The 20,644-nt window shown below is 59.3% G+C and carries 28 protein-coding genes; 21 read left to right on the plus strand and 7 right to left on the minus strand.

Annotation, left to right across the window (positions count from 1 at the left end; translation table 11 throughout):
- Positions 1-85 precede the first annotated feature (85 nt).
- The 11 genes from ffh to ACP7AP_RS10470 all read left to right on the plus strand — a co-directional run bounded on the left by ffh (position 86) and on the right by ACP7AP_RS10470 (position 7,791).
- A complete protein-coding gene (gene ffh, locus ACP7AP_RS10420) occupies positions 86-1,585 on the plus strand; it encodes a signal recognition particle protein (RefSeq protein WP_426034145.1) in 1,500 nt (499 codons plus the stop codon).
- A complete protein-coding gene (locus ACP7AP_RS10425; RefSeq protein ID WP_426034146.1) occupies positions 1,582-2,118 on the plus strand; it encodes a GNAT family N-acetyltransferase in 537 nt (178 codons plus the stop codon). The genes ffh and ACP7AP_RS10425 overlap by 4 nt, the downstream gene beginning before the upstream one ends.
- The gene (locus ACP7AP_RS10430; RefSeq protein WP_426034147.1) at positions 2,115-2,645 is read left to right on the plus strand and encodes a GNAT family N-acetyltransferase; all 531 of its coding nucleotides are present in this window, start codon (positions 2,115-2,117) and stop codon (positions 2,643-2,645) included. Before ACP7AP_RS10425 ends, ACP7AP_RS10430 begins: the two co-directional genes overlap by 4 nt.
- Positions 2,642-2,938 (plus strand): chorismate mutase, encoded by a 297-nt coding sequence (locus ACP7AP_RS10435; protein ID WP_426034148.1) that lies wholly within the window; start codon positions 2,642-2,644, stop codon positions 2,936-2,938. The genes ACP7AP_RS10430 and ACP7AP_RS10435 overlap by 4 nt, the downstream gene beginning before the upstream one ends.
- 42 nt (positions 2,939-2,980) lie before the next feature.
- A complete protein-coding gene (gene rpsP / locus ACP7AP_RS10440) occupies positions 2,981-3,337 on the plus strand; it encodes a 30S ribosomal protein S16 (protein WP_426034149.1) in 357 nt (118 codons plus the stop codon).
- A gap of 96 nt (positions 3,338-3,433) precedes the next feature.
- Positions 3,434-3,943 (plus strand): ribosome maturation factor RimM, encoded by a 510-nt coding sequence (gene rimM / locus ACP7AP_RS10445; protein WP_426034150.1) that lies wholly within the window; start codon positions 3,434-3,436, stop codon positions 3,941-3,943.
- Between the two features lie 99 nt (positions 3,944-4,042).
- Positions 4,043-4,942, plus strand: a complete 900-nt coding sequence (locus ACP7AP_RS10450) for a hypothetical protein (protein WP_426034151.1) — start codon at positions 4,043-4,045, stop codon at positions 4,940-4,942.
- A gap of 31 nt (positions 4,943-4,973) precedes the next feature.
- On the plus strand, positions 4,974-5,807 hold the full coding sequence (gene trmD, locus ACP7AP_RS10455) for a tRNA (guanosine(37)-N1)-methyltransferase TrmD (RefSeq protein WP_426034152.1): 834 nt from the start codon (positions 4,974-4,976) through the stop codon (positions 5,805-5,807).
- A gap of 431 nt (positions 5,808-6,238) precedes the next feature.
- A complete protein-coding gene (gene rplS, locus ACP7AP_RS10460; RefSeq protein WP_304924906.1) occupies positions 6,239-6,613 on the plus strand; it encodes a 50S ribosomal protein L19 in 375 nt (124 codons plus the stop codon).
- An 11-nt stretch (positions 6,614-6,624) separates the two neighbouring features.
- Positions 6,625-6,846 carry a 50S ribosomal protein L31 gene (gene rpmE / locus ACP7AP_RS10465; protein ID WP_054005494.1) on the plus strand — a complete coding sequence of 74 codons (222 nt, stop codon included), beginning with the start codon at positions 6,625-6,627 and terminating at the stop codon, positions 6,844-6,846.
- Between the two features lie 135 nt (positions 6,847-6,981).
- Entirely contained in the window at positions 6,982-7,791 is an 810-nt protein-coding gene (locus tag ACP7AP_RS10470; RefSeq protein WP_426034153.1) for a division plane positioning ATPase MipZ, read from the plus strand.
- On the opposite strand, the gene ACP7AP_RS10475 is transcribed toward ACP7AP_RS10470, so the two are convergent.
- Positions 7,760-7,927, minus strand: a complete 168-nt coding sequence (locus ACP7AP_RS10475) for a hypothetical protein (protein WP_426034154.1) — start codon at positions 7,925-7,927, stop codon at positions 7,760-7,762. The two genes, ACP7AP_RS10470 and ACP7AP_RS10475, sit on opposite strands and share 32 nt — an antisense overlap.
- 256 nt (positions 7,928-8,183) lie before the next feature.
- Positions 8,184-8,534, minus strand: a complete 351-nt coding sequence (locus ACP7AP_RS10480; protein ID WP_426034155.1) for an ArsR/SmtB family transcription factor — start codon at positions 8,532-8,534, stop codon at positions 8,184-8,186.
- 204 nt (positions 8,535-8,738) lie between these two features.
- Between ACP7AP_RS10480 and ACP7AP_RS10485 the strand changes: the two genes are divergently transcribed.
- From ACP7AP_RS10485 to ACP7AP_RS10505, 5 genes are all read left to right on the plus strand, one after another.
- On the plus strand, positions 8,739-9,101 hold the full coding sequence (locus tag ACP7AP_RS10485; protein ID WP_426034156.1) for an AtpZ/AtpI family protein: 363 nt from the start codon (positions 8,739-8,741) through the stop codon (positions 9,099-9,101).
- Positions 9,085-9,873, plus strand: coding sequence for a F0F1 ATP synthase subunit A (locus ACP7AP_RS10490; RefSeq protein WP_426034157.1), 789 nt, complete (start codon positions 9,085-9,087; stop codon positions 9,871-9,873). The genes ACP7AP_RS10485 and ACP7AP_RS10490 overlap by 17 nt, the downstream gene beginning before the upstream one ends.
- Before the next feature lie 48 nt (positions 9,874-9,921).
- Positions 9,922-10,161 (plus strand): F0F1 ATP synthase subunit C, encoded by a 240-nt coding sequence (locus ACP7AP_RS10495; protein ID WP_054005488.1) that lies wholly within the window; start codon positions 9,922-9,924, stop codon positions 10,159-10,161.
- Positions 10,162-10,244: 83 nt separating this feature from the next.
- Positions 10,245-10,790 carry a F0F1 ATP synthase subunit B' gene (locus tag ACP7AP_RS10500; RefSeq protein WP_426034158.1) on the plus strand — a complete coding sequence of 182 codons (546 nt, stop codon included), beginning with the start codon at positions 10,245-10,247 and terminating at the stop codon, positions 10,788-10,790.
- Positions 10,791-10,794: 4 nt separating this feature from the next.
- On the plus strand, positions 10,795-11,361 hold the full coding sequence (locus ACP7AP_RS10505; protein ID WP_426034159.1) for a F0F1 ATP synthase subunit B: 567 nt from the start codon (positions 10,795-10,797) through the stop codon (positions 11,359-11,361).
- 58 nt (positions 11,362-11,419) lie between these two features.
- Here ACP7AP_RS10505 and ACP7AP_RS10510 read toward each other — a convergent pair whose 3' ends face one another.
- The 3 genes from ACP7AP_RS10510 to ACP7AP_RS10520 all read right to left on the minus strand — a co-directional run bounded on the left by ACP7AP_RS10510 (position 11,420) and on the right by ACP7AP_RS10520 (position 13,910).
- A complete protein-coding gene (locus ACP7AP_RS10510; RefSeq protein ID WP_426034160.1) occupies positions 11,420-12,187 on the minus strand; it encodes a FadR/GntR family transcriptional regulator in 768 nt (255 codons plus the stop codon).
- A gap of 103 nt (positions 12,188-12,290) precedes the next feature.
- On the minus strand, positions 12,291-12,944 hold the full coding sequence (locus ACP7AP_RS10515; protein WP_426034161.1) for an OmpA family protein: 654 nt from the start codon (positions 12,942-12,944) through the stop codon (positions 12,291-12,293).
- Between the two features lie 135 nt (positions 12,945-13,079).
- The gene (locus ACP7AP_RS10520; RefSeq protein WP_426034162.1) at positions 13,080-13,910 is read right to left on the minus strand and encodes a methylated-DNA--[protein]-cysteine S-methyltransferase; all 831 of its coding nucleotides are present in this window, start codon (positions 13,908-13,910) and stop codon (positions 13,080-13,082) included.
- A 278-nt stretch (positions 13,911-14,188) separates the two neighbouring features.
- Here ACP7AP_RS10520 and nth point away from each other — a divergent pair, with 278 nt between their 5' ends.
- The 3 genes from nth to ACP7AP_RS10535 all read left to right on the plus strand — a co-directional run bounded on the left by nth (position 14,189) and on the right by ACP7AP_RS10535 (position 16,236).
- Complete coding sequence (gene nth / locus ACP7AP_RS10525) at positions 14,189-14,833, plus strand: endonuclease III (protein WP_426034241.1); 645 nt, start codon at positions 14,189-14,191, stop codon at positions 14,831-14,833.
- Positions 14,830-15,813 (plus strand): adenosine kinase, encoded by a 984-nt coding sequence (locus ACP7AP_RS10530; protein WP_426034163.1) that lies wholly within the window; start codon positions 14,830-14,832, stop codon positions 15,811-15,813. The genes nth and ACP7AP_RS10530 overlap by 4 nt, the downstream gene beginning before the upstream one ends.
- Before the next feature lie 252 nt (positions 15,814-16,065).
- Positions 16,066-16,236 (plus strand): hypothetical protein, encoded by a 171-nt coding sequence (locus ACP7AP_RS10535; RefSeq protein ID WP_426034164.1) that lies wholly within the window; start codon positions 16,066-16,068, stop codon positions 16,234-16,236.
- 30 nt (positions 16,237-16,266) lie between these two features.
- Here the strand turns inward: ACP7AP_RS10535 and ACP7AP_RS10540 are convergent, their stop codons facing one another.
- Positions 16,267-16,920, minus strand: a complete 654-nt coding sequence (locus tag ACP7AP_RS10540) for a ribonuclease T2 family protein (RefSeq protein WP_426034165.1) — start codon at positions 16,918-16,920, stop codon at positions 16,267-16,269.
- 151 nt (positions 16,921-17,071) lie between these two features.
- Here ACP7AP_RS10540 and ACP7AP_RS10545 point away from each other — a divergent pair, with 151 nt between their 5' ends.
- Positions 17,072-17,818 (plus strand): DUF1013 domain-containing protein, encoded by a 747-nt coding sequence (locus ACP7AP_RS10545; protein ID WP_426034166.1) that lies wholly within the window; start codon positions 17,072-17,074, stop codon positions 17,816-17,818.
- 141 nt (positions 17,819-17,959) lie between these two features.
- Here the strand turns inward: ACP7AP_RS10545 and ACP7AP_RS10550 are convergent, their stop codons facing one another.
- A complete protein-coding gene (locus ACP7AP_RS10550; protein WP_426034167.1) occupies positions 17,960-18,808 on the minus strand; it encodes a universal stress protein in 849 nt (282 codons plus the stop codon).
- Positions 18,809-19,034: 226 nt separating this feature from the next.
- Between ACP7AP_RS10550 and ccoN the strand changes: the two genes are divergently transcribed.
- The gene (gene ccoN / locus ACP7AP_RS10555; protein WP_426034168.1) at positions 19,035-20,642 is read left to right on the plus strand and encodes a cytochrome-c oxidase, cbb3-type subunit I; all 1,608 of its coding nucleotides are present in this window, start codon (positions 19,035-19,037) and stop codon (positions 20,640-20,642) included.
- Positions 20,643-20,644 lie beyond the last annotated feature (2 nt).

Here is a 20,644-nt window from a genome sequence, read left to right on the forward strand (position 1 = left end):
GTTGCGCCCACAGGTGCTGTTTCGTATTGGCCTTGGGAAACCCGCTGGTGCACCCCATCTTGGGGTTTTGATTTAGGAGAGCGCGATGTTTGAAAGCCTGTCAGAACGCCTTGGTGGCGTCTTCGACCGCTTGACCAAGGCCGGCGCGCTCTCGGAAGCTGACGTTGACACTGCCCTGCGCGAAGTCCGCACTGCTCTGCTGGACGCCGACGTTTCGCTGGAGGTTGCGCGCAACTTCGTCAAAGCCGTCAAAGTCCGAGCCATTGGCCAAGCCGTCACCAAGTCGATCACCCCCGGCCAGCAGGTCGTCAAGATCGTCCACGACGAACTCGTGCGCGTGCTGGCAGGCGATGATGAACCCGAAGCGCTGAAAATCGACAACCCGCCGTCCGCCATCCTGATGGTCGGTCTGCAAGGCTCGGGCAAAACCACCACCACCGCCAAGCTGGCGAAGCGCCTCAAAGAGCGCAACGGCAAGCGCGTGCTGTTGGCCTCGCTCGACACCAACCGCCCGGCCGCGATGGAGCAGTTGGCGATCCTCGCGGCGCAGATTGGTGTGGACAGCCTGCCGATCGTCAAAGGCGAATCGGCGGTGCAGATCGCCAAACGCGCCAAAACCCAAGCCGCGATGGGCGGCTATGACGTGGTGTTCTTCGATACAGCTGGTCGTCTGCATATCGACGAAGTGTTGATGGCGGAAATCCAAGCGGTGCGCGACATCGCCCAGCCGCGCGAAACCCTGTTGGTCGTCGATGGCCTGACTGGGCAAGACGCCGTCAACGTGGCTTCCGAATTTGACGCCAAAGTTGGCATCTCGGGTGTGGTGCTGACCCGGATGGACGGCGACGGTCGCGGTGGTGCCGCGCTTTCGATGCGCGCCGTCACCGGCAAGCCGATCCGCTTCGTCGGCCTTGGCGAAAAAATGGACGCGCTGGAGACGTTTGAGGCTGATCGTGTCGCAGGCCGCATCCTTGGCATGGGCGATATCGTCGCGCTGGTCGAAAAGGCCCGCGAAACCTTTGAGGCTGAACAAGCCGAACGCATGGCGCGGCGTTTCGCCAAGGGTCTGTTCAACATGAACGACCTGAAAAGCCAGCTAGAGCAGATGCAGAAAATGGGCGGCATGCAGGGCCTGATGGGTATGATGCCGGGCATGGGCGGTATGGCAAAAAAGGCTGAAGCCGCTGGTTTCAATGACAAAATGCTGACCCATCAGATCGCCTTGGTCAATTCGATGACCAAGAAAGAACGCGCCAACCCCGATCTTTTGGCAGCCAGTCGCAAAAAGCGTATCGCCACAGGGGCAGGGCTTGAGGTGTCAGAAGTCAACAAGCTTTTGAAACAGCACAAGCAAATGGCCGATATGATGAAGAAAATGGGCAAGGGTGGCGCGATGAAAAACGCCATCAAGCAGATGATCGGCGCAAAGGGCGGGATGCCCGACATGGCGAATATGTCGCCCGAAGCCATGGCCGAAGCCGCCAAAGGCATGAAACAAGGTCTCGGCATGGGTGGCGGCTTCCCCGGCATGCCGCGCGGATTGTCGCTGCCCTCCAGCCTCTCGGGGTTGATGAAGAAGAAATGATCAGCCGCCCAAAACATATCGTGCACGCCACAGCGCCGGTGATCCAGACCGAGCGTTTGCGTCTGCGTATGCCGCGCTTTGAAGACTTTGTGCATCGCAAGGCTTTCTACGCTTCGGATCGTGCAGTTTGGGAAGGCGGGCCTTATGCCGCCGAACAGGCATGGCGGATCTTCGCATCCGAAGTGGCGCAATGGCCGCTGATGGGCTTTGGTCCGTTCTCGATGGAAGATCCTGTAACCGAAGAATATCTCGGCGAAGTCGGCATCTATCAGCCCTTGGGCTATCCCGAACCCGAACTCGGCTGGTATGTCGTGGATCACGCCGAAGGCAAAGGTCTTGCCGCCGAAGGTGCCCGCGCCGTGATGGCTTGGGCGCGTGACACTTTTGGGTGGGATCATATCGACAACTATATTGATCCCGGCAACGCGCGCTCCATCGCCTTGGCCCTGCGCTTGGGCGGCACATTGGTCGATGGCCCCGGCGCGGACCCCAGCGACGTGGTGATCCGCCATCATTTGCGGGCTGAGCTATGATTGAGTTGACGGGAATACCCGTGATTGAGACCGAACGCCTCCGTCTGCGCGGGCCAAAGCTTTCGGATTTCGAAGTTTGGGCCGACTGTGCTGCATCCGAACGGTCGCGTTTCATTGGTGGCCCGATGGATCGTGGTTTGGCATGGCGCAGCTTTTGCCACCTGACTGGGCATTGGGTGTATCGTGGCTTTTCCACATTCATTTTCGCCGACAAAGTCACTGACGCACCCTATGGCATGGCAGGCCCATGGTTTCCCGAAGGCTGGCCAGAACCGGAAATCGGCTGGACTGTTTGGGCCGCGCAGGCCGAGGGCAAAGGCTATGCCTATGAAGCAGCGCGCGCTGCACGTGGTTGGGCCTATGCCAGTTTGGGTTGGCAAACCGCGATCAGCTTGATCATGCCAGATAATTTGCGCAGCCAAGCCCTTGCCGGGCGCATGGATTGCAGCCGTGACGGTGATTTCCACCACGCCACCTATGGCGCGATGCAAGTCTGGCGTCACCCTTCACCGGAGCAGCTACAATGACCGACGCCACCACCATCGCTGCCGAACTGCTGAAAGACCACCGCGAGTCGATTGACCGTCTCGATGCGATCCTCGTCTACACCCTTGCCGAACGCTTCAAGCGCACCCAAGCCGTGGGCCGCCTGAAAGCCGAACACGATCTTCCCGCCTCTGATCCGACCCGCGAAGCCCGCCAGATCGAACGGTTGGAGTGGCTTTCGAAAGAAGCCGAACTCGACCCCGAATTTGCCAAGAAATTCCTGACCTTCATCATCTCGGAAGTCATCAGGCATCACGAACAACTGCAGAAATAACCGCCAAAACGCGGTTCCAACCAAACCTAAGGAGACTACACCATGTCCATGAAAATTCGCCTCGCCCGCGGTGGTTCTAAAAAGCGCCCGCACTATTCGATCGTTGCCACCGACAGCCGCAACCCGCGCGATGGCCGCTTCCTGGAAAAGCTGGGCACCTATAACCCGCTGCTGGCCAAGGACAGCGAAGAGCGCGTGAAAATGAATATGGAGCGCGTGCAATACTGGCTGGGCCAAGGCGCACAGCCAACCGACCGTATCGCGCGTATGCTGGAAGCTGCTGGCGTGCTGACCAAAAAGGTCCGCTCGAACCCGAAATCGGCCGTCCCCGGCAAACGTATGGCCGAGCTGACCAAGAAGAAAGCCGCGCGCGCGGAAGCACCGGCTGCTGCTGAATAATCAGCTTGCTGAACACCGAAAACTGCGGCTCCCTCGGGCGCGAATTTTCTACGAAAATTCCACCTTGGGGGCCGCATCTTAACATCGGAGAGCCCAATGCCCAACCCAGACCACATCTGCGTCGGCGCCATCGCAGGCTCTTTCGGCATCCAAGGCGAAGTGCGGCTGAAAAGCTTCTGCTCTGACCCGGAAGCCATCGCGTCTTACGGCGCCTTGTTCACCGAAGACGGCCAAACCAGCTATAAAATCAAATTGACGAAGCCCGTCGCAGGCGGCCTTGGCGCGCGCATCGCAGGCGTCGATACCAAAGAACAGGCCGATGCCCTGAAAGGCGTAAGCTTATACGTTGACAAGAAAAAACTCCCGCACCTGCCTGATGATGAATTTTATCACGCCGATCTGATCGGCCTTGCCGCATTCGATACTGGCGGCAAAGAACTTGGCCGCGTGCAAGCGGTCCACAACCACGGCGCGGGCGATCTGTTGGAAATCGCCGGCCCCGGCCTTAAATCTGGCCTGTTGCTACCCTTCACTCTCAAAGCAGTCCCAACGGTAGACCTCACCGCCGGGCGTATCATCGTCGATCCGCCGGAAGGGCTTGATTAAAAACCGCTTTAAGGCAGGCGACGGGCGGCCAAACCAAAAACTGGGGCTAGACTAAAATCCGCCGCCACGCCACTCTGCGCAGGGCTGTAAGAGGGCGTGATGCATAACCGTATGCGATGGCTGATGGGCGCAACCGCCCTGCTGTATATCGGGCCGCTGATGGCGGGATTGGGCGGTTATGGCTGGCCCTTGGTGCCGATTTTCACCCTGCTGTTCCTGCTCTGGCAATTCATCATTCGCCCGCAAAACTGGCCGCGCCAGTTCCACGACTGGACCCAGTATCAGGCTTGGGCCACCCTGTTCAGCAATGCCGCCATCCAACTGCTGTTCGTGGCCCTGCTGTTCGGCGTCGGTCGCGGCATTGGCGGAGCCTTGGGTTTCGTGCCACCCTATTCCGAAATGCTGCCCGTCGCGATTTCCTTCCTGTCGATCCCCTTGGCCCGGATGATCTGGGACCCGTGGAAGATCAATGAAATCAACGGCTTTCTTGATCACGCCATTGATCAGATCGCCCATCCCGGCAATCCGGTGGAGCGCAGCGAGTTGAACACCGCCCGCCGCATGATCGCCCCCTTGGCCGATCTGCCCGATGACACCGCCCCCGCCACCGTGGCCCAACATCTGCTTGCGCTGTCCGCCCATGCCGAGCCTGCTTTTATCCGCACCGCGTTGTTTGAGCGCGCCCGTGCCGGTGCGGCGCGTGCCGAAATTATCGCCCTGATCCTGCACTGCACCGATCCGACCCTGATCGCTCAGGTGCCCGGCGACGGCCCAACTTTGGCGCTGGCACTGCTGCCCGAAGACCCCGATCTGATCAGGCTGTTCGCCGCGCGTCTCGCGGATGCCCTACCGCAAGACCCGGATATCTGGGGTAAATCCCCCAGCGCCGACCTGCTGGCGGAATGGCTGGCGAAATACCTCAATTCTTCCGCCGAAACCCCACTGCGCGACCTGATCGCCGCGACAAACGCCGCCCAACCCGAGGATGGTTTGGCCTAGCAGGGTTGCCCGAGACAGGTTAAAAGCCAGTATGACCGATACACCCGAAGCCCCACCCAGCGACACTCCCCCCAGCAAATCGCATGGCCGCATCTCGATCCGCGCCAGCCTGAAACCGCGCGATCTGATGGAGGAGCCTTTGCATGTCAAAGACGCGTGGCGGGCCAAAATCATCACCCTGATGCCGGACGCCTTTCCCGGCATCTTGGGGATTTCGCTGACCGGAAAAGCGCTGGACTTGGGCCTTTGGGCGCTCGATGTGATCAACCTGCGCAGCTGCGGGCAGGGCAAGCACCTGAATGTCGATGACACCCCCGCAGGCGGTGGCGCAGGCATGGTTCTGCGCGCCGATGTGCTGGACGCCGCCTTGATCGACGCGGCCCAACATACCCCGCGCGACCGCAATCGCTGGCCGGTGATCTACCTTAGCCCACGCGGCAAACCGTTCAACCAAGCCATGGCCCGCCGCTTCGCCGCCTGCGATGGCGTCACCCTGCTCTGTGGTCGGTTTGAAGGCGTCGATCAACGCCTGCTGGATCATCACGATATCGAAGAAGTCAGCCTTGGCGATTTCGTGCTGACCGGGGGCGAGATAGCCGCCACCGCCCTGATCGACGCCACCGTGCGCCTGTTGCCGAAAGTGTTGGGAAATCAAGAGTCTACCGTCGAGGAATCCTTCTCCGACGGCCTGTTAGAGCACCCGCACTACACCCGCCCCGCTACATGGCGCGACCTGCCGATCCCCGAAGTGCTACAATCCGGCAACCACGCCGCCATCGCCAAATGGCGGCAAGCGCAGGCCGAGGAGATCACCAAGACAAGGCGGCCTGATCTGTGGCAAGCCTATCTGCGGCGGAAGGCCTGAGCCATCGGTCGAACGCTCCGCGGGGAGTATTTCAAAAAGAGCAAATTCTTGAGGTCATCCTCTCTGCTCAAATATCCCCGCCGGAGGCTACGACAGTGCCGCGTCTAAATCCTTAACAAATCCTTACCGACCCCATGCTAACCCCTTGATTTTACATACGCCCCACCCCTGTCCACGCGTGAACACCCGAGGCCTCTTGACCCATCCCCCCACAAACCCTATATGCCCGTAGTCCGGGGTCATAAGCCCATCGGGCCCGATTCCTTTTGCCGCAATGCTTGCTTTCTTCTGCAAGACTGGCCTTGGGCGCGGATTTCAAAAGTTAGCCGCATCTCTGGCGGGGTCACGATCCCTCGTGGCGACCCGATCAAAGACCAGAAGCTCTACGGCTGCATCACGTCGGGGAAAACCCTGCAAACAAAGGAACTGCGATGAACTTGATCGCCATCATTGAAGCCGAGCAGATCGCTGCGCTCGGCAAGAAAATCCCGGATTTCAAAGCCGGTGATACCGTGAAAGTCGGCTACAAAGTGACCGAAGGCACCCGTTCGCGCGTGCAGAACTACGAAGGCGTCTGCATCGCTCGCAAGGGCGGTTCGACCATTTCGGCTTCGTTCACCGTGCGCAAAATCTCGTTCGGCGAAGGTGTGGAGCGTGTGTTCCCGCTGTATTCGACCAACATCGACAGCATCGAAGTGGTCCGCCGTGGCCGCGTGCGTCGCGCCAAGCTGTATTACCTGCGCGATCGTCGCGGCAAATCGGCCCGGATCGTCGAAGACACCAATTACAAACCCAAAGCAGAGTAAGGAGCAGAGCGATGAAAGACGGAATTCACCCCGACTATCACACCATCACCGTCAAAATGACCGATGGCACCCTGTTCCAAGCCAAAACCACTTGGGGCAAAGAAGGCGACCAAATGGCGCTGGACATCGACCCGCTGGCGCATCCGGCTTGGACCGGTGGCTCGGCAAAACTGATGGACACCGGCGGCCGCGTGTCCAAGTTCAAGAACAAATACGCCGGTCTGGGTTTCTGATCCCACACCGCTGCAAGAAACGGGGCGTCTCTGCGGAGGCGCCCTTTTTCATGGCGCCCTGAAACCACACTTCCCGCTTCCCCTTTCCGCCGCTATCCGTATAGGAAGCCTGAGAGACCAAAGGGGACACGTGGCATGGCGCATATTATCGTTGTCGGCAATGAAAAGGGCGGTTCCGGCAAATCGACCACCTGTATGCATGTCGCAACCGCTTTGTGCCGGATGGGGCATCGGGTCGGCGCGCTGGACCTCGATCTGCGGCAGAAAAGCTTTGGCCGCTATGTCGAGAACCGTCGCGCTTTCATGGCCCGCGCCAATCTTGATCTGCCAACTCCCGATTACCGCGATCTGCCCGAGGTTGAACCGGGATCATTGGCGCAAGGCGAGAACGCCTTTGATGCGCGGCTGTCCGCAGCCGTGGCGCAGTTGGAGGCGGTGTCAGATTTCATCCTGATCGACTGTCCCGGCAGCCACACACGGCTGTCTCAGGTTGCCCACTCGCTTGCCGATACGCTGATCACCCCTTTGAATGACAGCTTCATCGACTTCGATCTGCTCGCCCGCGTCGATGCCGAGACAGGCCGTGTCAAAGGCCCGTCGATCTATTCTGAAATGGTATGGAACGCGCGGCAACTACGCGCGCAAGCGGGGCTGAAACCCATCGACTGGATCGTGCTGCGCAATCGCCTGGGCGCGCAACAGATGCACAACAAGAAGAAAGTAGGGGCGGCTTTGGAGGAACTTTCCAAGCGCATCGGCTTCCGCGTCTCGCCCGGTTTTTCCGAGCGGGTGATCTTTCGTGAGTTGTTCCCGCGTGGCCTGACCCTGCTGGATCTGAAGGATACCGGGGTGGATCAGCTCAACCTGTCCAACATCGCCGCACGGCAAGAACTGCGCGACCTGATGAAGGAACTCAAGCTTCCAGGGGTGACAGTCTCGTTCTGAACAACATCGGCTGGGCTTCGCGGCGCGCCTCACGGGTGCGGGTGCGCTCCAGCCGCATCTCAAACATGTCGGGGCCAGATTCGGCCTTGCGGGTGAACAGGCCAAACCGGGCGAACAGGCGGTATCCGAATTTCATGATGGTCTCCTGTGGCGTGCATTTTGATGAGCCCAATCTGGAGTTGAATCGCGGCGGGAAAATGTCCGACTAGCGTTAGTTTCAGGCCGTTTTTACAGCGGGGGAAACAATGGGTTTCCTGTGCGGCTTTGACAAAACCCCGGTTTGTGCGTGCCAAAGGCATCAGATCAAGCCAAGAAATCCGGCGCATTGCAGGCGACCTGTCGCGCTTCATAAAAGGCATGAAATACTGACCTTACAACTCAAAATCAAAGTATTAACTCTGCGTTTCGGCCTCGGCACCATCTTCTGCCAATTCCCCTTCCAAAAACCGCTCGAAGGCGTCCAGATCGACCGGCTCGAATTGCCCGAAGCCCTGCATCCAAACGGACGCACTGCGCATCGCATCCGGCTCCAGCTTGCACCAGATCACCCGCCCGCGCTTTTCGCGGCTGATCAGACCTGCCTCGGTCAGTATGCCAAGATGCTTGGAAATCGCGGTCAGGCTGATCTGAAATGGCTCGGCCACATCTGTGACGGCCATGTCATCTTCCAGCAACATCGCCAGGATAGCCCGCCGTGTCGGGTCGGCGAGGGCGGAAAAAACGGTATCAAGATTGGCGGCCATGCAGAGACTATCACAAGCCTTCACAGGATCGTCAACCAAATGGTTGAATATGCAAGACGCTGCAAATGCAGGCAAATCGTAGCGAAGGTTTCGATCTCACCCCTATAACCTCAAGTAAAATCAATAACTTACACCAGACTTTCCCCGCTTGACTCAAAGCCCCCCAATCCGTAGGTATCCCTCAACCCTCTGGAGGCTTTTGCCGTGGTATCCGACGCAGATCGTGAGCGCCTTGCCGCCCTCGAAAAGCGGATCGAAACTGCCAAAGCCGCCGCAGCGCCGCGGCGCTCTGCGCAAGAGGATAACCATCGTCAGGCCCAGTTGGCATGGCGCATGGTGATAGAACTGGTGGCCGGTCTTCTGATCGGTTTCGGCATCGGATACGGGCTGGATACCTTGTTTGGGACCATGCCGATCTTCTTGGTGCTGTTCGTGTTGGCTGGGTTTGCGGCGGGGGTGAAAACCATGCTGCGCTCGGCAAAAGAGATGCAGGATAAAGCAACCGCTGCGGCGGTTGGCCCGCAACAAAACGCCACGCAGGTGGCCGACGATGAAGAGGAAGACTGACGTGGCAGCCGAAGCGCAAGAAGGTGGTTTGTCGTTCCATCCGCTCCAGCAGTTTGAGGTTCACCCGCTGTTTGGCGATGGCCCGATCCACTGGTACACCATCACCAACGCAACGGTCTGGTTGCTTTTGGCCGCTGTAGCCGTGGTGATTTTCTTCGTTGTAGGCTCGGCAGGTCGCAAGCTGATCCCGTCGCGGATGCAGTCGGTGGGCGAGTTGGGTTATGATTTCGTGCACAACATGGTCGTCGATGTGACCGGCCAGGATGGTGCGAAATACTTCCCGATGGTGATGACCTTGTTCCTGACCATCGTGTTTTCGAACCTGCTCGGTCTGCTGCCCGGCTCGTTTTCGCCAACTTCGCATATCGCAGTGACGGCCATCATGGGCGTGGGTGTGTTCCTGTTCGTCACACTGCTGGGCTTCTGGAAGCACGGTTTCCACTTCCTCGGCCTGTTCTGGATGAAAGATGCACCGCTGATCCTGCGCCCGATCATCGCGGTGATCGAGTTGATTTCCTACTTCGTGCGCCCGGTCAGCCACTCCATTCGTTTGGCGGGCAACATTATGGCAGGCCACGCGGTTATGAAAGTGTTTGCTGCCTTCGCGCCGATGATCCTGATCTCGGGGATCGGTGTGCTGGTCACGCCAGTGTCGGTTCTGGCGATCACCGCAATCTACGCGCTGGAGGTTCTTGTGGCCTTCATCCAAGCCTATGTCTTTACCATCCTGACCTGCGTTTACCTGAAAGATGCGCTGCATCCGGGCCACTAAACGTAAGTTTCAACCTCATCTAACCTATTCCATCCTAAGGAGAATATCATGGATCTCGCAACCGCAGCCGCACTCGGCAAATTCATCGGCGCTGGTCTGGCCGCTATCGGTTCCGGCGCTGCCGCAATCGGCGTTGGCAATGTTGCTGGCAACTTCCTGGCTGGCGCTCTGCGCAACCCTTCGGCTGCTGGCTCGCAAACCGCGACCCTGTTCATCGGTCTAGCCTTCGCAGAAGCTTTGGGGATCTTCTCGTTCCTCGTCGCTCTGTTGTTGATGTTCGCAGTCTGATCTGACGCTCGCATCCTTACGGTCAGGGGTGCCGCCTATGTGCGGCGCCCTTGAACTTCAAAAAGGGTCCGACGGAGGGCAAAATGGCGACCACGACTACCACTGAAGCCGCAACGGAAGTTGCGCACGGGGCCGCTAAGGCAGGTATGCCGCAGCTGGACCCGACCCATTTCGCAAACCAGATCTTCTGGCTTGTCGTCACCCTTTCGGTGATCTTCTTCGTGCTAAAGCTGGTGGCTTTGCCGCGTATCGGCAGCACTTTGGCCACGCGACGTGGCACGATTGTCAACGATCTCGCGGCAGCTGAGGAACTGAAGCAAAAGGTTGTTGCGGCCGAGAAAGCCTATAACGACGCGCTGGTTTCGGCCCGCGCTGAGGCTGGCAAGATCGTCACCGCAGCAAAGGCTGACATTCAGGCTGACCTGAACAAAGCCATCGCGAAAGCCGATGCCCAGATCGCGGCGAAAGCCACGGAATCGGCGGGCCGCATTGACGAAATCCGGGCTGGCGCGCAAGCGGCCATCACCGAAGTGGCAAAAGACACTGCCAAAGAACTGGTAGCAGCTTTGGGCGGCACGGCAGATGCTCGATCGATCACAGCGGCAGTCACTGCTCGGCTGAAGGGGTAACGCGATGAAAAAGGTCTTCTACATCATCGCCTTGCTTGGCATTGTCGCGGTTCTGACCGGCAATAACCATGGCGAGCCTTTGGTTAGTCTGCGCAACACCAACTTCGTGATGCTGATTGCTTTCCTGATTTTCGTCGGCATCCTGCTTTACACCGGGGTTCCGGCGAAGCTGGCCACCGCGCTGGATGCCCGGGCAATCCGCATCAAGGCCGAGTTGGATGAAGCGCGCGCGCTGCGTGACGAGGCCAAGGCGCTGCTGGCGTCTTATGATGCCAAGCATAAAGAGGTGCAGGAACAATCCGCCCGTATCATCGCTTCCGCCAAGGAGGAAGCCGAGGCTGCTGCCAAGCAAGCCAAGGCTGATCTGAAAGACTCAATCGCGCGCCGTCTGGCAGCGGCAGAGGAGCAGATCGCATCGGCAGAAGCGTCAGCCCTGCGCCAAATCCGCGAAAGCGCGATTTCGGTGGCGGTGGCTGCGGCGGGTGAGGTTCTGGCCAAGCAGGCCACGGCGGAAACCGCTGCGGCTTCGATTGACGCGGCGATTGCCACGGTTGACGCAAAGTTCCACTAAGTATCTGCAAATATGAGGAAAGCCCGGTATTCGTGCCGGGCTTTCCCATTTTTACTGCCTACTTGGATTGTTCATGCTGCAAGCGTTGCCGAGCAATCGCCTCATTCCGGTTAGCCTTGATCTGATCGGCCATCGCAGCCTCGACAAAGCCAAGATGTGTCGCCACCGCCTCGCGCGCCGCCATCGGGTCGCGGGCCTGAATGGCCGTGTTGATCGCGCGGTGTTGATCCAACAGGTGCTCACGGGTCAGCCTATTCTTGAACATCACTTGCCGGTTGTAAAACACCCCCTGCCGCAGCAGATCATACATCGACCGCATCATATGCAGCATCACCACGTTATGGCTGGCCTCAATGATCGCCATGTGGAAATTCGCGTCCAGCTCGGCCTCGTCAGAAGGGTCACGCTTGCTATGCGCCGCCTCCATCTTGGCGAAAATCGCGGCAATCACCGCCAGATCGGTATCGGACCCCAGCCGTGCGGCACGCTCTGCCGCCAGCCCCTCCATATCGCGGCGGAAGTCGAGGTAGTCGAACACGGCTTCTTCATGCGCTGAAAACAACCCGATCAAGGCAGGCGAGAACGCCGATCCCAACACTTCGGCAACAAAAATACCAGCATTGGGCCGACTGGATAGCAACCCCCGCGCCTGCAAATCCGCCACGGCTTCCCGCAGACTGGGCCGTGAGACGCCCATGCGTTCCGACAACTCCCGCTCGGACGGTAGACGCTCGCCGGGGCGCAGGATGCCGCGCAGGATCAACAGTTCGATCTGCTGAACCACCGATTGCGAGAGTTTTTCCGCGTCGATTTTGAGAAAGGGCATGAGGAGCTCCGGCTGATTGGTGTGAATATATGACCAATCGCGGGGTCTCGCAAATGCCAAAGGGCCGAGGTTTCCCCCGGCCCTTTGAACGATGCTTGTAAGCTTAACGAGTCGGGCGGATGATGATTTCCACGCGACGGTTCTGCGCGCGGCCCGATGCCGACAGGTTCGAGGCAATCGGTTGATCCTCGCCGCGGCCATAGGCGCTAACGCGGCCAGCAGGTACGCCAGAGCCGATCAGCACGTTGGCCACGGCCGAAGCGCGGCGTTGCGACAAGTCTTGGTTGTAGGCTGCCGAAGCGGTGTTGTCGGTGTGGCCAATCACTTCGATGGTCGAGTTCGGGTAGCGGTTCAGCGACGAGGCCACGGCGCGCAGATCCGAGGTCAAGTCCGGGCGCAGCGTCGCACTGTCGCTGGCGAACAGCACGTCTTGCGGCATGTTCACAACCAGATACTGACCGTTATTGGTGACTGAAACATTGGAGGACAGCGAACCGCGCAGGTCAGCCGCTTGCGCGTCCAAGCTGGAGCCAATCGCGCCACCGACTGCTGCACCCAGCGCGCCGCCAACAACAGCTTTTGCCAAGGCATTGTCGCCTTTGCTGGTGCCGCCCGCCACTGCGCCCAACAGGCCGCCAACGATAGCGCCGTTTTTCGCGCGGGCATTCGGGTCATTCGGATAAGCATCCGGGTTGACGCAGGCAGTCAGCGCCAACAGCGCGACGGTGGAGATGATAACGGGGGACTTGAACTTCATAGCTGCCTCTAATCTGCTGGGTGGGCCGTTTCGGCCTCGAACATCCATATACAGCAACGCGGATCGGGTGGCATGGTTCCCACGCAGGATTGGCAATTTATCGCGCAGAAGTGAAAGAACGGCATAAGGCCGCAATCACACTCTTGCATCCTCGCGCGCGGATTCCCATGCAAGGATCGCGCGTTTGACCGGAAGCCCCCAGTGATATCCACCCAAGCCGCCCGATTTGCGTAAGGCGCGGTGACACGGCACCAGAAAGCTGATTGGATTGCGCCCAACAGCCGTGCCAACTGCCCGCTGCGCTGTCGGGTGGCCGACCGCGCCTGCCAGTTCGGAATAGGTGGTGACATGACCGGAGGGCACCTGCAACAAAGCCTCCCACACCTTTAGTTGGAAGGGCGCGCCGATGAGGTGAAGGCGCGCGGTGCGGCCCGCCATCGCTTCGGTGACCAGCGGCGCAATGCTTTGATCCTCAATATATCTCGCCTGTGGCCAGCGGGCGGTCAGATCATTCATCGACCAATCGCGGCCAAATTCCTCGGTAAATCCAAGCCCGCAGATGCCGCGATCCGTGGCCATCACCAAAGCCTCGCCAAACGGAGTTTGAAAATATCCCCAGCGGATCAGCAGACCCGCGCCCCCGGTGGCATAATCACCGGGGCTCATCGCCTCCCACGTCAGGAACAGATCATGCAGGCGGCCACCACCAGAAAGGCCTGCCGCATGGGCGGTTTCCAGCACTGTGAAGCGGTCGGCGAGCAGGCGACGGGCGTGATCCAGCGTCAGGTATTGCTGATAGCGTTTCGGGCTGACGCCGACCCATTGCGAAAACGTGCGTTGAAAATGCGCGGCACTCATGCCCATTTGAGCGGCGAGATCGTCAAGGCTTTGGCCGGGCCCACTCGCGTCAATGATCTTCAAGGCGCGGGCAATGACGGCGTAGTGATAGCTGGATTGATCGGTCATGGCTGTCTCCTTGCCGCCAAGATAGGCTGGCGGCATGGCGCAAGCGACCCGATTCCTGCGGCTTAGACCGTATTGCTTTTGCCAGTCTTGTCACTGATCGCAGGGCCCTTGGCACAGGCTTGTTCGCGGCGTATTTGCAAGAAGCCACAACATATTGTGGAAATGTGTCAAGAATTGCCACCAAAGCACAAGTCATTCCCAGCGGGGAAAGCAATTTCGCCACAAAAGCCAAAACCGATATGCTTGCCGGATGCCGGATGATCAGGCATATCAAGGCCATGACACGCCAGCTAGAATATCCCGCCATGCAGCGCATTTTCACCCGGTTTCAGGCCCTAGAGGCCGAGCCGAAGGGGGAATTGGAGCATACCAACGCCTTCACTTTGGTGGTGGCTGTTGCCCTGTCAGCACAGGCGACTGATGTGGGTGTCAACAAGGCGACCGCCAAGCTGTTCGCCATCGCCGATACCCCGGCCAAGATGCTGGCTTTGGGCGAGGAAGGCGTGATCGAACATATCAAGACCATCGGGTTGTACCGCAACAAGGCGAAGAACGTGATCAAGCTTTCGCAGCTCTTGATTGATAACTTCGGCGGCGAAGTGCCCTCTAGCCGTGCCGCTTTGGTGTCTCTGCCGGGGGTGGGGCGTAAGACTGCGAATGTGGTGCTGAACATGTGGTTCGGGCAACCCTCGCAGGCTGTGGACACGCATATATTCCGGCTGGGCAATCGGGCGGGTATTGCTCCGGGCAAGGATGAAACCGCGGTCGAGCGCGCCATCGAAGACAATGTGCCAGCCGAATTTCAGCGCCACGCGCATCACTGGCTAATCCTGCACGGGCGGTATATCTGCATCGCGCGCAAACCCAAATGCGGCATCTGCCCGATTGCTGATGACTGCCTGTTCGAGGAAAAGACCCTATGAAACGCTATCAGGTTGTCGGGATCGGCAATGCTATTGTGGATGTGTTCGCCCAGGCCGATGACAGTTTCCTTGAGATGATGGGGATCGAGAAGGGCATCATGCAGCTGGTCGAGCGCGAGCGCGGCGAGTTGTTGTATGCGGCGATGGCGGGGCGGGTGCAGGCTCCGGGCGGGTCGGTGGCGAACACGCTGGCGGGCTTGGGCAATCTGGGGCTGACCACGGCATTCATTGGCCGGGTGCATGATGATGCGTTGGGGCGGTTCTATGCCAGTTCGATGGCCGAGGGCGGGACAGATTTCGTCAATGCCCCGGTCCCGGGGGGCGAACTGCCAACCTCACGCTCGATGATCTTCGTGGCCCCGGATGGGGAACGGTCGATGAACACCTATCTGGGGATTTCCTCGGAACTCGGGCCAGAGGATGTCTCGGATGAGGTGGCAGGCCAAGCGGCGGTGCTGTTCCTTGAGGGCTATCTTTACGACAAGCCGAAGGGGATGCAGGCGTTTGAGCGGGCGGCAAAGCTATGTCAGGCGGCGGGGGGGCAGGCGGGGATTGCGCTGTCGGACCCGTTCTGTGTGGACCGGCACCGGGGGGAGTTTCGGCGGTTGGTCAAGGATCTGGATTATGTGATCGGGAACGAGCATGAATGGTCCAGCCTGTATCAGACCGATCTGGATGCGGCTTTGAAGCTGGCGGCGGGAGATGCCGGGCTGGTGGTTTGCACGCGGTCTGGCGATGAGGTGATCGTGATCCGTGGCGAGGAGCGCGCCGTGGTTCCGGTGCGCCGCGTGGTGCCTGTCGATGCCACCGGAGCGGGGGATCAGTTCGCGGCGGGGTTCTTGTATGGCATCACGACGGGAAGATCTTTGGAGGTTGCGGGTCGGATGGGTTGCGTGGCGGCGGCGGAAGTGATCGGGCATTTTGGGGCGCGACCGGAGGCGAATTTGGCAGATTTGTTTGCAGGTGAGGGACTGATTTAGGGCGGTCCCAACTCGGGACCAAAATTATATCATATTTATCAATGGGTTGATCTGGTCAATTTAAGATTTTGTTAACTTTTGCGCCCGGTCTGACCTAAGATGCGCCGCAGGGAGTATTTGGCCCAAGATGAAGCTGTGAGAGCTTCGTTTTGGGCCTGTTATTCAGGTGGGCTTGGGGTTTTCGCTGTGGGTTGCGGGATGCTGCGGATTCGGGCATGACCGAAGCTACTCTGTTGGATATGAGGCGACACTATGGATTACGGCAAATCGGGCAATCCCAAGGGCGACAAGAACGTGCCGAAGCACCGGGTTGGCAAGGGCTTGGGCGCTGAGAAATCAGCGACCGGCGGCAAGGCCAGCAAGGAAGAACTGGTGGCGCGGATGAAGGCGGCGGCGGTGGATAAGAAAGCTGAAAGTAAATAAGATACCCATTGTGGCGGGGTAAACCCCGCCTTACCTGACAGCCTCCAACCCCGCGTCTTTCAGCGTGCAATCCTTGATCGTATCCGCGCCGCAGCGGCGTGGTTCGAGGTCTTTCGTCAGGCAAATTCGCAGTTCCCGGATCATGCCTTGGCTACAGGTGATGGTCATTTGATCGCGGGCGATTTGTGGGTTGGATTCGGCGAAGGCGTCTTCGATCACTGAGGCGGGGACGTTCAGGTCTTTGCTGATTTTGGCGAAGATGGGCGGGATGGCGACGGCTTTGTAGGCTTTGCGCATTGTGGCATAGTAGGATTTGGCCGACAGGCCGGAGCAGCGACCGTGTTTTTTCCACTCGTGGAAGGCAAGGCCTGCGCCGCCCATGATATCGGCCATCTGGGCGGAATCGCTGCGATTGGGGTCGCTTTGCACGGTGCGGCAGTCGGAGGGATAGCCGCTCTCGTCTTGCGGCCAGAGCCCGTGCAGGGTCCATGTCAGGCCGCGCCCGGCGTCGCATTGCGGGTCGCCCCGGTTATCGCCTGTGAGGGCGCACCAGTTGGATGACCAGCAAAGGGACATGACGTAATAATCGAAATCTCCAGCCTTTTCGCCTTGGGCATGCGCGGGGCTGTTTAGCAAAATTGCGCCGAAACAAATCGCCGCGATCCCCAAGGCCAGTTGACGCATTACCACTTTCCCTTTGTCAAAAACCGCAGTATATGGGCGAAGATTTCCGTGAAAATGAAAACTTCGCGGCCTCGGTCGCAGCCGTTTTCCCGGCTCGGGGAAGATTTGTAAAGCCCCGCCCGTTTGCGGGCGTAAGCTTGGGAGATTTCCGATGTCGAAGCCTTTGATGTCCAAAGCGACCGCCGTTTGGCTGGTGGACAACACCACGCTGACCTTCCGTCAGGTGGCAGAGTTCTGCGGGATGCATGAATTGGAAGTGCAGGGCATTGCCGATGGCGATGTGGCGACCGGGGTGAAGGGGTTCGATCCGGTTGGCAACAACCAGCTGGACGCGATTGAGATTGAGCGCGGCCAGAAGGACCCGCTGTATAAGCTGAAGCTGAAGTTCAATGCCTCGGCTGTGGGTGAAGAAAAACGGCGCGGGCCGCGGTATACGCCGCTGTCAAAACGGCAGGACCGTCCGGCCTCGATCCTGTGGCTGGTCAAGTTCCACCCGGAATTGTCGGATGGCGCGATTGGCAAGCTGGTCGGCACGACGAAACCTACGATTGCAGCGATCCGTGAGCGGACGCATTGGAACATCAACAACATCACCGCGATTGATCCGGTGGCTTTGGGGCTGTGCAAGCAATCTGAATTGGACACGGCTGTGCAGGCAGCGGTGCGCAAGAAGGCGGCCGAAGGTTCGGTGATGACGGATGATGAGCGGCGCAAGCTGGTGTCGACCGAGCAGTCGCTGGGCATGGATACCGAAGCCAAGATGCCGTCTGGTCTGGCGCAGTTCACCCGTGAGGAGCAGGAAGAAAAGCCTGCCGATTTCTCGGACGCCGACAGCTTCTTCAACCTGCCGCATGGCGATGATGATGACGAGGATGAAGACGACGATGTGCGTCGTTGACCTTTAGGTGATGAAAAAACCCCGGTCCAAGTGGCCGGGGTTTTTGTTTGTGGTCTTGTGCGGATGGGCTGCGCTCATCAAGCCTTCCGGCTTTCTTCGCTTGAGAAGCGAGGACAGCCGGAAGGCTGGAGGAGCGGCTGTTCAGTGCGCCATCAGCACCGGGATTTCGGCACGCTCCAGCATGTAGCGGGTGGTGCCGCCCAGGATCGCCTCGCGCAGCCGGGAATGGCCGTAGGCGCCCATCACCAGCATATCGGCGTTTTGGTCGATGGCGTGGCGGGTCAGCACGTCGCAGGTTTGCGGCAGGGTGCGGGCGAGCACGGAAACCTCGGCATGGACGCCGTGGCGGGTCAGAAGCTGGCAAAGCATGCCACCGGGATCAGAGCGTTCCTCGCCTTGCGTCGGCGGGTCGATCACCGTGATGTTGACGCTGTCGGCGCATTTCAGGAACGGCAGGGCGCGGCGGGCGGCGACCATGGCCTCGCTGCTTTGGTTCCACGCCAGCACGATTCGTTTGGGTTGGGTGTATTTGCCCAAGCCAGTGGCGGGCAGCACCAGAACCGGGGCCTTGCCATCAAACAGCGCGGCCTCGACCACGGCTTCGGCATCCGAGGTGGCACCCGGACCATACGGGCGGGGTTGCACCACCAGATCCGCGAAGCGGGCGCGGCTGGCGACCAGATCGGTCAGCGCGCCAAGTTGGGTGATCACGGTTTCCAGACTAAAGCGCAGATCGGGGCCTTCGGCGGCGAGGGCGGCGCGGGCCTCTAGTTCCAGCGCTTTGGCGTCGGTCTCAGCCCGGTCGATGCCGACTTGCATCAGCACAGCTCCGGTGCCGATGTAGGAATAGCCCATCTGGGTGCGGTCCACGCCCAACACCAGCACATCGAGATGCGCGTCTTGCGCGCGGGCCAGCCTTGCTGCGGCGCTGATCGCCAGTTTGGCGTCGGCAGGATTGCTCAGCACGGTCAGAATCGTTTTGTAGTCCATCACACGGTCTCCCCTTTGGGTGGTGTCATGGTGCGACTATGCCTTGCGGCACAGCGCACCGCCTTGACCTCGATCAACTTTAGATGGGGGTTTGTTGATATGGATCAAGGCTGGCAGCGGCCCAGACTGCCAGAAGCGGATCAGTCAAAAGCGTTGGCCGTGGTCTGAGTCGGGCTCTGAAAGCCGGATAAAGCCGCGGACCGGACCAAAGTCGAAGGGACGCAAAATGTGGGATTACGTTAAATTGATTGTGCTTGGCACGGTCGCGGTGCTGGCCGCGATTGCTGCCAATTTCGCGCATGATCTGCCGTATATGGTGAACGCAGTCGTCGTCATGCTGGCCGCCTCTCTCACCTTTCTGTGGGAGATCCGGCATGTGGGCGAGGTGCGGGTGCATCCGGCAAATGAATATATGGACGGCGTGGTGCGCGCCGGGGTGATTGCGACGACGTTCTGGGGCTTGGTGGGGTTTCTGGTTGGAGTTGTCATTGCGTTTCAACTGGCGTTTCCGTCGTTGAACCTTGGCAATATCACCGATGGCGTGCTGAACTTTGGCCGTCTGCGTCCGCTGCACACATCGGCGGTGATCTTCGCTTTTGGCGGTAACGCACTGATCATGAGCTCTTTCTACATCGTGCAGCGCACCAGTGGCGTGCGGCTGTGGGGCGGCAATCTGGGTTGGTTCGTGTTCTGGGGCTGGCAGCTGATAATCGTGCTGGCGGCGACCTCGTATGTCACCGGGGGCACGCAGGGCAAGGAATATGCCGAGACGGTTTGGTATATCGACATTTGGATCACCGTGGTTTGGGTGGCTTTCCTTTTGGTGTTCATGGGCACTTTGTGGAAACGGCGCGAGCCGCATATCTACGTCGCCAACTGGTTTTTGCTGTCGATGATCATCACAGTGGCGATGCTGCATCTGGTCAACAACATGGCGATCCCGGTTTCGATTTTGTCTTCGCAATCGGTTCCGGTGTTTTCCGGTGTGCAGGATGCGATGACGCAGTGGTGGTACGGTCATAACGCGGTGGGCTTCTTTCTGACCGCCGGTTTCCTTGGCATGATGTATTACTTTGTGCCGAAGCAAGCCGAGCGTCCGATCTATAGTTATAAGCTGTCGATCATCCACTTTTGGGCGCTGATCTTTCTGTATATCTGGGCCGGTCCGCACCACTTGCACTACACGGCTTTGCCGGAATGGGCGGGCACCCTGGGCATGGTGTTCTCGATCATCCTGTGGATGCCGTCTTGGGGGGGCATGATCAACGGGTTGATGACGCTGTCGGGCGCATGGGACAAGCTGCGCACCGATCCGGTCATCCGGATGATGGTGGTGTCTATCGGGTTCTACGGCATGAGCACGTTTGAAGGCCCGATGATGTCGATCAAGGCGGTGAACTCGCTGTCGCATTACACCGACTGGACGATTGGTCATGTGCATTCCGGCGCATTGGGCTGGAACGGCATGATCACCTTTGGCGCGCTGTATTTCCTGACGCCGCGGTTGTGGAACCGGGAAAGCCTGTACAGCCTGAAGCTGGTCAGCTGGCACTTCTGGTTGGCGACGATTGGCATCGTGCTTTACGCGTCCTCGATGTGGGTGACCGGGATCATGGAGGGGCTGATGTGGCGCGAAGTTGATGCCAATGGCTTCCTAGTGAACGCTTTTGCCGACACGGTGGCTGCAAAATTCCCGATGTATGTGGTGCGGGGTCTGGGCGGCGGGATGTTCCTGACCGGGGCGCTGATCATGGCCTTTAACCTGTGGATGACGGTGCGCGCACAGCCTGCAAGGGCCGTGATCAACGCGAACAACGCCGTTCCTGCTGAATAACC

This window comes from Cypionkella sp. TWP1-2-1b2, from assembly GCF_049896245.1.
Classification (GTDB): domain Bacteria; phylum Pseudomonadota; class Alphaproteobacteria; order Rhodobacterales; family Rhodobacteraceae; genus Cypionkella.

Coding starts and splice junctions, on each gene's coding strand:
- ACP7AP_RS10535 (WP_426034164.1), top strand. CDS start 16,066: ATGGATTACGGCAAATCGGGCAATCCCAAGGGCGACAAGAACGTGCCG.
- rimM (WP_426034150.1), top strand. CDS start 3,434: ATGCCCAACCCAGACCACATCTGCGTCGGCGCCATCGCAGGCTCTTTC.
- trmD (WP_426034152.1), top strand. CDS start 4,974: ATGACCGATACACCCGAAGCCCCACCCAGCGACACTCCCCCCAGCAAA.
- ACP7AP_RS10500 (WP_426034158.1), top strand. CDS start 10,245: ATGGCGACCACGACTACCACTGAAGCCGCAACGGAAGTTGCGCACGGG.
- ffh (WP_426034145.1), top strand. CDS start 86: ATGTTTGAAAGCCTGTCAGAACGCCTTGGTGGCGTCTTCGACCGCTTG.
- ACP7AP_RS10480 (WP_426034155.1), bottom strand. CDS start 8,534: ATGGCCGCCAATCTTGATACCGTTTTTTCCGCCCTCGCCGACCCGACA.
- rpsP (WP_426034149.1), top strand. CDS start 2,981: ATGTCCATGAAAATTCGCCTCGCCCGCGGTGGTTCTAAAAAGCGCCCG.
- rpmE (WP_054005494.1), top strand. CDS start 6,625: ATGAAAGACGGAATTCACCCCGACTATCACACCATCACCGTCAAAATG.
- ACP7AP_RS10490 (WP_426034157.1), top strand. CDS start 9,085: ATGAAGAGGAAGACTGACGTGGCAGCCGAAGCGCAAGAAGGTGGTTTG.
- ACP7AP_RS10475 (WP_426034154.1), bottom strand. CDS start 7,927: ATGAAATTCGGATACCGCCTGTTCGCCCGGTTTGGCCTGTTCACCCGC.
- ACP7AP_RS10425 (WP_426034146.1), top strand. CDS start 1,582: ATGATCAGCCGCCCAAAACATATCGTGCACGCCACAGCGCCGGTGATC.
- ACP7AP_RS10510 (WP_426034160.1), bottom strand. CDS start 12,187: ATGCCCTTTCTCAAAATCGACGCGGAAAAACTCTCGCAATCGGTGGTT.
- ACP7AP_RS10545 (WP_426034166.1), top strand. CDS start 17,072: ATGTCGAAGCCTTTGATGTCCAAAGCGACCGCCGTTTGGCTGGTGGAC.
- nth (WP_426034241.1), top strand. CDS start 14,189: ATGACACGCCAGCTAGAATATCCCGCCATGCAGCGCATTTTCACCCGG.
- ACP7AP_RS10495 (WP_054005488.1), top strand. CDS start 9,922: ATGGATCTCGCAACCGCAGCCGCACTCGGCAAATTCATCGGCGCTGGT.
- rplS (WP_304924906.1), top strand. CDS start 6,239: ATGAACTTGATCGCCATCATTGAAGCCGAGCAGATCGCTGCGCTCGGC.
- ACP7AP_RS10515 (WP_426034161.1), bottom strand. CDS start 12,944: ATGAAGTTCAAGTCCCCCGTTATCATCTCCACCGTCGCGCTGTTGGCG.
- ACP7AP_RS10505 (WP_426034159.1), top strand. CDS start 10,795: ATGAAAAAGGTCTTCTACATCATCGCCTTGCTTGGCATTGTCGCGGTT.
- ACP7AP_RS10435 (WP_426034148.1), top strand. CDS start 2,642: ATGACCGACGCCACCACCATCGCTGCCGAACTGCTGAAAGACCACCGC.
- ACP7AP_RS10530 (WP_426034163.1), top strand. CDS start 14,830: ATGAAACGCTATCAGGTTGTCGGGATCGGCAATGCTATTGTGGATGTG.
- ACP7AP_RS10540 (WP_426034165.1), bottom strand. CDS start 16,920: ATGCGTCAACTGGCCTTGGGGATCGCGGCGATTTGTTTCGGCGCAATT.
- ccoN (WP_426034168.1), top strand. CDS start 19,035: ATGTGGGATTACGTTAAATTGATTGTGCTTGGCACGGTCGCGGTGCTG.
- ACP7AP_RS10450 (WP_426034151.1), top strand. CDS start 4,043: ATGCATAACCGTATGCGATGGCTGATGGGCGCAACCGCCCTGCTGTAT.
- ACP7AP_RS10470 (WP_426034153.1), top strand. CDS start 6,982: ATGGCGCATATTATCGTTGTCGGCAATGAAAAGGGCGGTTCCGGCAAA.
- ACP7AP_RS10550 (WP_426034167.1), bottom strand. CDS start 18,808: ATGGACTACAAAACGATTCTGACCGTGCTGAGCAATCCTGCCGACGCC.
- ACP7AP_RS10520 (WP_426034162.1), bottom strand. CDS start 13,910: ATGACCGATCAATCCAGCTATCACTACGCCGTCATTGCCCGCGCCTTG.
- ACP7AP_RS10430 (WP_426034147.1), top strand. CDS start 2,115: ATGATTGAGTTGACGGGAATACCCGTGATTGAGACCGAACGCCTCCGT.